Below are 5,582 nucleotides of genomic sequence, written 5' to 3' on the forward strand. Positions count from 1 at the left end.
CCGATGGCGCGAACCAGCATCGGCGGCCGCAACGGGCCGTGCGCGCCCAGCGGCAGTTGTGCGGTATCGGCGTCGAACCGGCACCGCTGCCCGAGCCGCATCGTCCGTTCGCCCAGTTCGGCAAGCACCCGGCCGATGTGCAAGCATCCACCGGGCTGGTGCATCGCGCTGCCCGATGCACGTTCGGCGGTCCTGCCCGGCTGCCCTGCCGAAGCGAGGAGCGGCCCCGGCTGGAAGTCTGCCAGCGAGAGCAGCGCCGGCCCGGCCTCGACGATCATCGGCGCTTCGCCATCCGCCGCCTCGCAAAGCAGGGCGTTGGCGCCGAACTGCGGCCGCAGGAACGCGCGCGCTTCGCGGCCGTCGGGCAGTGCGTCGGGCTGTGTGTCGCCGCCGATTCCCAGCCACATCGCTTCGGCGCGCCGCACCATCCGCCGCTCGATGACGGCCTGGCCCTCCCACTCGGGCCAGCCCCGCTGGCGCGCATCGTGAAGCGGCGGATGCCCGGCGGCCGGCGCCGGGCGCATGACGCCACGCGAATATTGTTCCACGGCGCACTCTCCTCGCCTCTGCAACCCTTGGGCGGTTCATGGTCTGGGCTGGTTTACGGCTGCCCGCGCCACAGCTTGAGGGGCGCTGACCGGCATGCGGGCGCTTGTCGGGCCGGGCGCCCGCCGGTAAGGGTGGCGTTGTTTCGCCCGGTTACGGGTATCTGGAAAACGTGGGGATTTGATGGACGCGATCGTCAGTGCCGAGTGGCTGAAGGCCGAATACAACAAGAGCGACGTGCGCATCGTCGATGCATCGCTGTTTCTGCCCGATCATGGCCGCAACCCGAAGGCCGAGTTCGAGGCTGCCCACATTCCCGGCGCAGTCTTCCTCGACCTCGAGGAAGTCGCCGATGCATCTTCGGGCCTGCCGTTCATGCTTCCCAGCCCGGAAAAGTTCGCCAGCCGCGCGCAGGCGATGGGCCTTGGCGATGGTTCGCGAATCATCGTCTATGACAACAGCCCGCTGCGGTCTTCGGCGCGGGCGTGGTGGATGTTCCGCCTGTTCGGCGCGCACCAGGTGGCGGTCCTCGACGGCGGCCTCGATGCGTGGAAGGCCGCAGGCGGCGGGCTGGAAAGTGGCAAGCCGGTGGTTCGCCACCGCCACTTCACCGTCTGGTCCGATACCTCGTCGGTGCGGTCGCTGGCCGACATGCGCGAAAACCTGAAATCGGGTGCGGCGCAGGTCGTCGATGCGCGGTCGCCGGGCCGCTTCGCCGGCACCGACCCGGAACCACGCCCCGGCATTCGCCCCGGCCACATGCCGGGCGCGCGCAACCTGCCGATGACCAGCCTCTATACCGATGACGGCCACCTGAAGGACGCCGAAGCGCTGAAGGCGGCCTTTGCCGCCGCAGGCGTCGATCCGGCGAAGCCGCTGATCGCCACCTGCGGTTCGGGGATCACCGCCGCTTCGATCGTGCTTGCAGCAACGGTGCTGGGGGCGAAGGCGCCCGCGCTCTATGATGGAAGCTGGGCGGAATGGGGCACGCAGGCGGATACGCCCGTTGTCACGGGTGCCTGAATCACGGGAGCCTGACGAACCGGCGAACCCCGCACGGGCAGGCGGCGCAGGCACGGAAACCTGGGCCGCAACAGCCGGGCGCCGCGCCGAATGGACGCAGAATCACCAGCGTACCGGCGGGGTGGTGAACCCGCCGGTCTGGCGCGCGTCGACGATCCTCTATCCAACCATCGCCGCCATGGATGCGGCCGCCGCGCATCCCGACGACACGCTGTATTATGGCCGCAAGGGAACGCCCACCACCTGGGCGTTGCGCGAAGCGCTGACCGGCCTTGAGCCGGGCGCGGCCGGAACCATGCTTTATCCCTCGGGCGTGGCGGCGATCGCCGGCGCCATGCTGGCGGTGCTGGAGCCGGGCGATCATCTGCTGATCCCCGACACCGCCTACGACCCGACGACCGCGCTTTCGCACGGCCTGCTGAAGACGCTGGGTGTCGAGGCCGAAGTCTATGATCCGCTGATCGGCGCCGGGATCGCGGCGCTGATCCGGCCGAACACCCGGCTTCTGGTGCTGGAATCGCCCGGCTCGCTGAGCTTTGAAGTGCAGGACATCCCGGTGATGACCGCCGCCGCCCGCGCGGCCGGCGTCTTCACGCTGCTCGACAATACATGGGCCGCCAGCATCTACTTCCAGGGCATCGCCAACGGCTGCGACATGGTGGTGCAGGCGCTGACGAAATATGTCGGCGGCCATTCCGACGTGATGATGGGTTCGGTCAGCGCGACCCCCGCATTGTTCCACCGGCTGCGCAACATCGCCTGGCAGATCGGCCAGTGCGTGTCGGGCGACGAGGCGGCGCTGGCGCTGCGGGGCTTCCGCACATTGCCCGTCCGCATGGAGCGGCACCAGCGGTCGGCGCTGAAGGTGGCGGGCTGGCTGAAGCAGCATCCGCTGGTCGAACGCGTGCTGCACCCGGCCTTTGCCGACTGCCCCGGTCATGAATTCTGGAAGCGGGATTTTTCCGGCAGTTCCGGCCTGTTCGGGCTGGTGCTGAACGTCGGCAGCCGCGCCGATGCCGCCCGCTTCTGCGACGGGCTGCATCACTTCGGAATCGGGTTTTCTTGGGGCGGCTTCGAAAGCCTGTGCATTCCCACCAGCCCGGAAAAACTGCGACGGCTGGGCGGCTTCCGGGCCGCCGGCCTGTCGCTCAGGCTTTCCATCGGCCTCGAAGACCCGGACGATCTGATCGCCGATCTCGATGCCGCCCTGCACCGGATGAGGAGCATCTGAAATGACCGGCATTGCCTCTCTCTATCGTGAAACCGACGCCGTAGGCCTTGGCCAGTTGGTGAAACGAAGGGAGGTAAGCCCGCTGGAATTGCTGGACGCGGCGATCGCCGTCGTCGACGCGACGCAGGAACGCTTCAATTATGTCGTCCGGCTGTTCCCCGAACGTGCGCGTGCGCAGGCGGCAGCGCTTCCGGGCGACGGCCCGCTGGCGGGCGTTCCGTTTCTGGTGAAGGATCTGGGCATCGATGTCGCCGGGCAGCCCACCGGCATGGGCAGCCGGTCGCTTTGCTATACGCCGGACTGGAACTCGATCATCGTTGATCGCGCCGACGCCGCCGGTCTGCTGACGTTCGGCAAGACGGCGACGCCCGAACTCGGCCTGACGATCAGCACCGAAAGCGAAGCCACCGGCAAAACCCGCAACCCATGGAACCCGTCGCGCATCGCCGGCGGTTCTTCGGGCGGCGCGGCGGTTGCGGTTGCGGTGGGCGCCGTGCCGCTGGCGCACGCCTCGGATGGTGGCGGCTCGATCCGGGTGCCCGCCAGTTGCTGCGGCGTCGTCGGGCTGAAAACGTCGCGCGGGCTGGTGCCGCACGGCCCGCGGATGGAAACCATGTGGAACGGCATGGCGGTGAACGGCCCGATCGCCCGCACGGTGCGCGATTGCGCGGCGTTCCTCGATGTGATTGCCGGCCCCGCACCCGGCACCCGCGCCATCCCGCCGCTGCCCGCCGGCGGCTGGCTGGGCGCGATCGATGCCGCGCCCAGGAAGCTGAGGGTGGCGCTGATGGACGGCTCGCCGCTGGGCGGTGCGATCGACGCTGACGTGTCGGCGGCGCTTGCAGCGGCTGCGCGCCTTCTGGAATCGCTGGGCCACAACGTCGAGCGGGCGACGCCCGCGCTGGATTGGGCGGGGCTGACTGCTGCCAATGTCACCAACATCGCCGTCTGCACCGCAACCGACATCCAGATGTTCGCCGATCTGTGGGGCAGGGATCCGGAATCCGGGCTTGAGCCTGCGGTTGCCAACTGGCGGCGTATGGGCAAACAGCGCAGCGGTTTCGAACAGGAATCGGCGCTTCGTGCACTGGAGGCCGGGTCGATCGCGCTCGACCGCTTTTTCGAAGGCCATGATATCCTGCTGTCGCCGACGCTTGCCGAACCGCCCGTCGAGCTGGGCCTGCTCAGTCTGTCGAACCCCGACCACAAGCAGTTCATCGACACCTACAGCCGCTTCTGCCCGTTCGTCGGCCTTGCCAACATGACGGGCACACCGGCGATCACGCTGCCGCTGGGGCAATCGTCGGCCGGGCTGCCGATCGGCATCATGGCGCATGGCCGCTACGGCGACGACCTGCTGCTGCTGCAACTGGCGCGGCAGATCGAGCAGGCCGCACCGTGGGCGGCCCGGAGGCCCGCCCTCTAGCCCCCGTTCGCTAGCCCCGGTTTGCCGCTTCGGCGACGATCAGCGCCGCCTCGGACTTGTAGCCAAGGATCACCAGTGCTGCTGCGATCCGGCGCAGATAGTCCGGCGGGACTTCGGCCCAGCTTCCGCGCAACGCGGACGCGGCCAGCAGCATCGCTTCACCGGCGTGGCGGCTGGCGACGGCGCGGTCCATGGCGCGGGTCCAGTCGTTCTCGATCAGCGGGAACTTGCGCCCGACATCGCCGCGCCCCAGCCCGGCAAGGCCCGCCGCCAGCAGATCGGCGCGGTGGGCGGGAACATCGTCGGCCCAGCGGTCGAACAGGGACGCCTCGACCGGTACGCCGGGCGTTGCCGCCACGATCATGCCCCACAACCTGGCGCGCAGGTCGCGGTCGGCGTCGGCGGTTGCCCGCCACCAGCCCGAAGCAGGCGCGGTGATCCCGGCGGCCATCAGGCTGGCGGCGATTTCGGGCGCGGCGCTGGCGAGGCCGGAACTGGCCGGAAGGCGGGCAGCCGAGGGCGCAGTGGCCACCTGCCAGCCATAGCGGTCGGCGCTACCCGCCGCCGAACGCGACCAGAGCTTCTGCAACGCATCGATCCGGGCCGATATTTCCGGCGCGACATTGGCGGCGCGCAACTGCCCGCCGGCGCTTTTCGCAACGTCCGACGGGTTCAGCGTCGCGGCTTCGGCGGCAAGGACGCGGTTGATTTCGGCGCTGCTGATCGCGCCGGTTGCGGCGGCTTCCGGCGCGTGGCTTGCGCGAACGCCGATCGAAAGGCCGGGCAGCCGCACGATCCAGCCCGCCTGCGACGGCGTTGCCTGATCCAGCAGGGCGGCCGGAATTTCGAGGCCGGCCGCACTCGCCATGCCGAGGCGCCACGCCGTCAGACCCTTCACTTCGCCCCATTCGGGATTTGCGCCCCGGCGGCCGCTGCCGGTCGCCGACGCAACCCGTTCGGCCAGGCCGATGTCGAATTCGTTCAGCTTGTTCTCGCGGCGCAGCGTGTCGAACATCTGGGCCGCGCCGACATCGTCTCCGAGGATCGACAGGCACATGGCGTCGGCCAGCACCCATGTTGCCGAGCCGGTGGCGGCCTTGGCGATCGGCGACAGCGGGCAGAGCGCCATCGGATCCGCGGTTGCAAGCGCCGACTGCAGGGCGGCCGCATGGAGGCGCGGACTGTAGCGATCGACTGCGATCTGCGACACCAGCCGATGCGCGTCGGCGCCGGCGCCGAACGCCAGCAGCGCATGGGCGCGTGCGGCAACCCAGTCGGCCGGATTGATGCCGGCCGGGGCATTTGCGCGGGTCAGCAGGGCGCGCTGCAACAGGATCTGGCCCCAGCGGCTGGCGA

5 protein-coding genes are annotated in these 5,582 nt (G+C 69.5%); 3 read left to right on the forward strand and 2 right to left on the reverse strand.

The genetic code is table 11. The features are described 5' to 3' along the window. Positions 1 to 548, reverse strand: a 548-nt coding sequence (locus AC16JP_RS11315) for a hypothetical protein (RefSeq protein WP_484340720.1), incomplete at its 3' end; no start/stop codon positions are given. Positions 549 to 729: 181 nt separating this feature from the next. On the opposite strand from AC16JP_RS11315, the gene sseA reads away from it, so the two are divergent. The 3 genes from sseA to AC16JP_RS11330 are packed head-to-tail and all read left to right on the forward strand — an operon-like array spanning position 730 to position 4,226. Then, positions 730 to 1,569 carry a 3-mercaptopyruvate sulfurtransferase gene (gene sseA, locus AC16JP_RS11320; RefSeq protein ID WP_484340721.1) on the forward strand — a complete coding sequence of 280 codons (840 nt, stop codon included), beginning with the start codon at positions 730 to 732 and terminating at the stop codon, positions 1,567 to 1,569. Continuing rightward, a complete protein-coding gene (metC, locus tag AC16JP_RS11325) occupies positions 1,553 to 2,800 on the forward strand; it encodes a cystathionine beta-lyase (protein WP_484340722.1) in 1,248 nt (415 codons plus the stop codon). Before sseA ends, metC begins: the two co-directional genes overlap by 17 nt. Position 2,801: 1 nt before the next feature. Next, complete coding sequence (locus tag AC16JP_RS11330) at positions 2,802 to 4,226, forward strand: amidase (protein ID WP_484340723.1); 1,425 nt, start codon at positions 2,802 to 2,804, stop codon at positions 4,224 to 4,226. A gap of 10 nt (positions 4,227 to 4,236) precedes the next feature. On the opposite strand, the gene AC16JP_RS11335 is transcribed toward AC16JP_RS11330, so the two are convergent. Beyond that, positions 4,237 to 5,582 (reverse strand): hypothetical protein (locus AC16JP_RS11335; RefSeq protein ID WP_484340724.1); only part of this gene is annotated, 1,346 nt, incomplete at its 5' end.

This window comes from Sandaracinobacteroides sp. (assembly GCF_057137845.1).

Bases quoted from the DNA above. Each gene is read 5' to 3' on its own strand.
- sseA (WP_484340721.1), top strand. From the start codon at position 730: ATGGACGCGATCGTCAGTGCCGAGTGGCTGAAGGCCGAATACAACAAG.
- AC16JP_RS11330 (WP_484340723.1), top strand. From the start codon at position 2,802: ATGACCGGCATTGCCTCTCTCTATCGTGAAACCGACGCCGTAGGCCTT.